Below are 4135 nucleotides of genomic sequence, written 5' to 3' on the forward strand. Positions count from 1 at the left end.
GAATTCAGGAAAGCGCTGCTACGAGCAGCGCCTGCCGATTGCCAAAAATCGTTAAACGCCGTCAAACTTCCTGGAAGCACCTGTTTTACGCGAAAGCTTCACCTGACTGCGCAACTCCCAAGGACGACGGAATGTTCAACGGTCTCGAGGCTGGGAGCATGGCGAATTTTCCAAAGTGAAGCGAATGCACAATAATTCAAGGGTGCGAAGAAATTTTTGAATGATTAGAAAGTGCGAAACCATCATGCTTGACTTAACGCTTGACCACGCCACCGTGGTCGAACACGACAAAAAACAGCTTCATCCTCTGCACCATCCCAAGCAACATCAAGACCCTCTGGTGGTCGAGCGCGCCGAAGGGGTGTGGCTCTACACCACCGACGGACGCAAAGTGCTCGACGGCATGGCCGGCCTCTGGAACGTCAACATCGGCTACGGCAACCAGGAGCTGCCCGAAGTCGCCGCCGAGCAGATGCGCAAGCTCGCCTTCACCTCCAACTTCGTCGGCATGACCACGCCGCCTTCAGCCGAACTCGCCTATCGCATGGCGGGGATGGCGCATCCGACGCTCAACACCACCTTCTTTACGTCGGGCGGCTCCGAATCGAACGACACCGCCTTCAAGACGGCGCGTTACTACTGGCGCCGCCTGGGGAGGCCGGAGAAGGTGAAGATCATCTCGCGGCAGGGCGCATATCATGGCATCACCGTCGCCGCCACGGCAGCCACCGGCATTCCCCGTTACCACACCATGTTCGGCCCGCTCACGCCCGGTTTCTCGCACATTCCGGCGCCGAACCCCTATCGCTACACCGGCGACATCCAACCCCATGAGACGGTCGGGCAGGCGGCGGCGCGGGCGTTGGAAGAAGAGATTCTGCGCCAGGGGCCGGAAACGGTCGCCGCCTTCATCGCCGAACCGATCCAGGGCGTCGGCGGCGTCATCGTGCCGCCGGACGACTATTTCCCGCTCGTGCGCGCCATCTGCGACAAATACGAAGTGTTGCTGATCGTGGACGAGGTGATCTGCGGCTTCGGCCGCACAGGCCTGTGGTTTGGCCAGCATCACTGGGAGCTGCGTCCCGACATCATGTCCTTTGCCAAGGGCGTCACCAGCGGCTATTTGCAGCTGGGCGGCATTCAAATTTCGGACGCCATCCGCGAGGTCATCGATGCAGCGCCGCCGGAGGAAGCCTGGATGCACGGCTACACCTATTCCGGCCACGCCGCCGCCTGCGCTGTGGCGCTCAAAAATCTGGAGATCCTCGAGCGAGAGGGGTTGGTGGAAAATAGCCGCGTCATGGGGGAGCGGCTCAAAGGCGGCCTTTCCAAACTGCTCGACTTCAACATTGTGGGCGACGTGCGCGGGCGGGGCCTGCTCTGCGGCGTTGAGATTGTCAAAGACAAGACGACGCGTGAACCCGACCTGGCCAAAGCGCTCGAAATTTACAATCTCTGTCTGGCGCGCGGCCTGCGCACGCGCAACGTCGGCAACGTGTTGGCCTTCTCTCCGCCGCTGTCCATCACCGCCGAAGAAGTGGACCTGATCGTCGACATCCTGGGCGGCGTCATCGACAGCGTGAGCGAGTAGAGGCTGTCTCGCAAGCGCCCCGACGCAAGGCGCATTCGATGACGCGATTTGGACGAAGCCAGCGCCTGGGGTACGATGGCCTCAACACAAGCGAGACGCCGGCGTTGGCTTCACCTGTGTTCCGCCTTGCGCCCCTGTCTTGTCAATGGCGCCCGATGATCTGCATTCCTGATCCACTTCAAAGGAGGGTTTCATGGCGAAAGTGAAGATTTCCCGAGGCAAATTCGAGCGCATCAGCCGTTGCGCCGACGAACGCGGCGTGATTGCGGCGGCGGCGATGGACCAGCGCGGCTCGCTGCAGAAAGCGATCAGCAAGGCGCGCGGCGGCGCACCCGTCAGCGCAGAAGAGATGACTCAGTTCAAGACTGCAGTGACGAAGGTGCTGACCCGTCACGCCAGCGCCATTCTGCTGGACCCGGAATATGGGCTGCCGGCGCTGGAGGTGCGTGCGCCGGGGACAGGCGTTCTGCTCGCCTATGAAAAGACCGGCTACGATACGAGCGACGACAGCCGCATGCCAGACCTCTTGCCCGAGTGGAGCGTGCGCCGCCTGGTGGCGGCCGGCGCCGACGCCATCAAGGTGCTGCTCTACTACAACCCGTCCCATCCGCCGCGCATCAACCGCGCCAAGCAGGCGTTCATCGAGCGCATCGGCAGCGAGTGCAAGGCGGAGGACGTCCCTTTCTTTCTGGAGCCGATCTGCTACAACGACGCCCTGGGCGACCCCAAGGGGCTGGAGTTCGCCAAGGCCAAGCCGTCGATGGTCAAGGCGTACATGGCCGAGTTCTCCAAGCCGGAGTACGGCGTCGACGTGCTCAAGGTCGAGGCGCCGGTCAACATGGACTATGTGGAGGGAACGTCCACCTTCAAAGGGGTGAAGGCGTACAGCAGAGCCGAGGCGATGGAGCTTTTCCGCGAGGCGGCGAGCGTCTCTCAGAAGCCGTTCATCTATCTCAGCGCCGGCGTGAGCGACGATGTCTTCCGCGAGACGCTGGCGCTGGCGGCGGAGGCGGGGACTCCTTTCTCCGGCGTGCTGTGCGGTCGCGCCACCTGGCAGGACGGCATTCCCGTCTTCGCCGCCAGCGGCTACGACGCGCTGATTGAATGGCTGGAGGATCGCGGGGTCAAGAACATCACGGCGCTCAACCAGGTGTTGGCGAAAGGGGCCAAACCCTGGTGGGATTTCTACGGCGGCAAAGAGAACATCGAGGTCGTCTGACTTCGACACACTGCTGGCTCAATCGGCCAGGGAGGATTTGTGAATCATCATCGTCACACCGGAAGAAAAATCAACATCGCCGTCATCCTGCTGCTCTCCATGCTTGCATCGCTGGCCGTGCTGGCCGCCTGCGCCCTGCCTGCGGCAACCCCCGCGGGCGAGGCCGGCGCCGGGCAGCTTCCTGCTTCGACCGGCGCCGCCGCGCAGCTGGAGCCGGCGGCGCGCAATAATATGTACAGCAGCCCGCCGGAGATGACCATCGACCCCGCCAAATACTACTACGCCACCATCAAGACGGAGCGCGGCGACATCAAGGTGCAGCTCTTCGCCGATCGTTCGCCGATGACGGTCAACAACTTTGTCTTCCTGGCGCGCGAGGGCTTCTACGACAACACCACCTTCCACCGCGTGCTCGACGGCTTCATGGCGCAGGGGGGCGACCCGACGGGCACCGGCGCGGGCGGGCCCGGCTACACCTTCGCCGACGAATTCTGGCCGGGCGCCACCTTCGACCGCCCCGGCCTGCTGGCGATGGCGAACGCCGGCCCCGGCACCAACGGCAGCCAGTTCTTCATCACCTTTGAGCCAACGCCCTGGCTCAACGGCAACCACACCATCTTCGGCGAAGTGATCGAAGGCCGCGAGGTGCTCGACCGCCTCACGCGCCGCGATCCGGCGGCCAACCCGACGGAGCCCGGCGACCGAATCCTGACCATTCTGATCGAGGAAAGCGACAGCAGCATCCTGCCCACGCCTACGCCGCTGCCCCCTACGCCGACGCCCTTCCCGCCGACCAACCTGAGCGGCGAGCGTCCGTTGGCCGGCCTCAGCGGCGAGGAAAAAGCCAACTATTTCAACACAGAGCCGGCGATGGTTATCGACGCCGCCAAGACCTACACGGCGACGATCCGCACCTCGCAGGGCGACCTGGTCGTGGCGCTGCGCGCAGCGGAAGCGCCGGTGGCGGTCAACAACTTCGTCGTGCTCGCCAACCTGGGCTTCTACGACAACACGCCGGTCAACGACGTCAACCCCGATCTGCTGGTGGTGATCGGCGCGCCCGACAACGACCCCTTCAACGACGCCGGCTACGTGATCCGCCCGGAGGTCGGCCTCTCCGGCGCGCCGGCGGCGGGCGCCGTCGCCTATCGCACCCTCAGCCAGGACGTCGACGGACGCATCGTGGCCAGCAGCAGCCAGCTCTTCCTGGCCATTGCGCCGCCCCCGCCCGATGTGAACGACGCCTATAGCTTTTTCGGTCAGATTGTCGAGGGCGTCGATATTCTCGCCACCCTCACCGTCAGCGACACCATCGAAAGCATCAC

Annotated in this window: 3 protein-coding genes; all 3 read left to right on the forward strand. The window is 63.6% G+C overall.

Annotated elements, in window-relative coordinates:
- Window positions 1-244 precede the first annotated feature (244 nt).
- Window positions 245-1591: an aspartate aminotransferase family protein gene (locus tag Q0367_RS20955; RefSeq protein WP_297639948.1), complete on the forward strand. Its 1347-nt coding sequence runs from the start codon at window positions 245-247 to the stop codon at window positions 1589-1591.
- A 193-nt stretch (window positions 1592-1784) separates the two neighbouring features.
- Window positions 1785-2810 (forward strand): tagatose 1,6-diphosphate aldolase, encoded by a 1026-nt coding sequence (locus tag Q0367_RS20960; protein WP_298984588.1) that lies wholly within the window; start codon window positions 1785-1787, stop codon window positions 2808-2810.
- Window positions 2811-2849: 39 nt separating this feature from the next.
- Window positions 2850-4135, forward strand: a 1286-nt coding sequence (locus Q0367_RS21170; protein WP_363325901.1) for a peptidylprolyl isomerase, incomplete at its 3' end; no start/stop codon positions are given.

The sequence above is a fragment of the uncultured Caldilinea sp. genome, from assembly GCF_937128415.1.
Lineage (GTDB): Bacteria > Chloroflexota > Anaerolineae > Caldilineales > Caldilineaceae > Caldilinea.

Excerpts from the sequence above, each read along its gene's own strand:
- Q0367_RS20960 (WP_298984588.1), top strand. The coding sequence starts at position 1,785 with ATGGCGAAAGTGAAGATTTCCCGAGGCAAATTCGAGCGCATCAGCCGT.
- Q0367_RS20955 (WP_297639948.1), top strand. The coding sequence starts at position 245 with ATGCTTGACTTAACGCTTGACCACGCCACCGTGGTCGAACACGACAAA.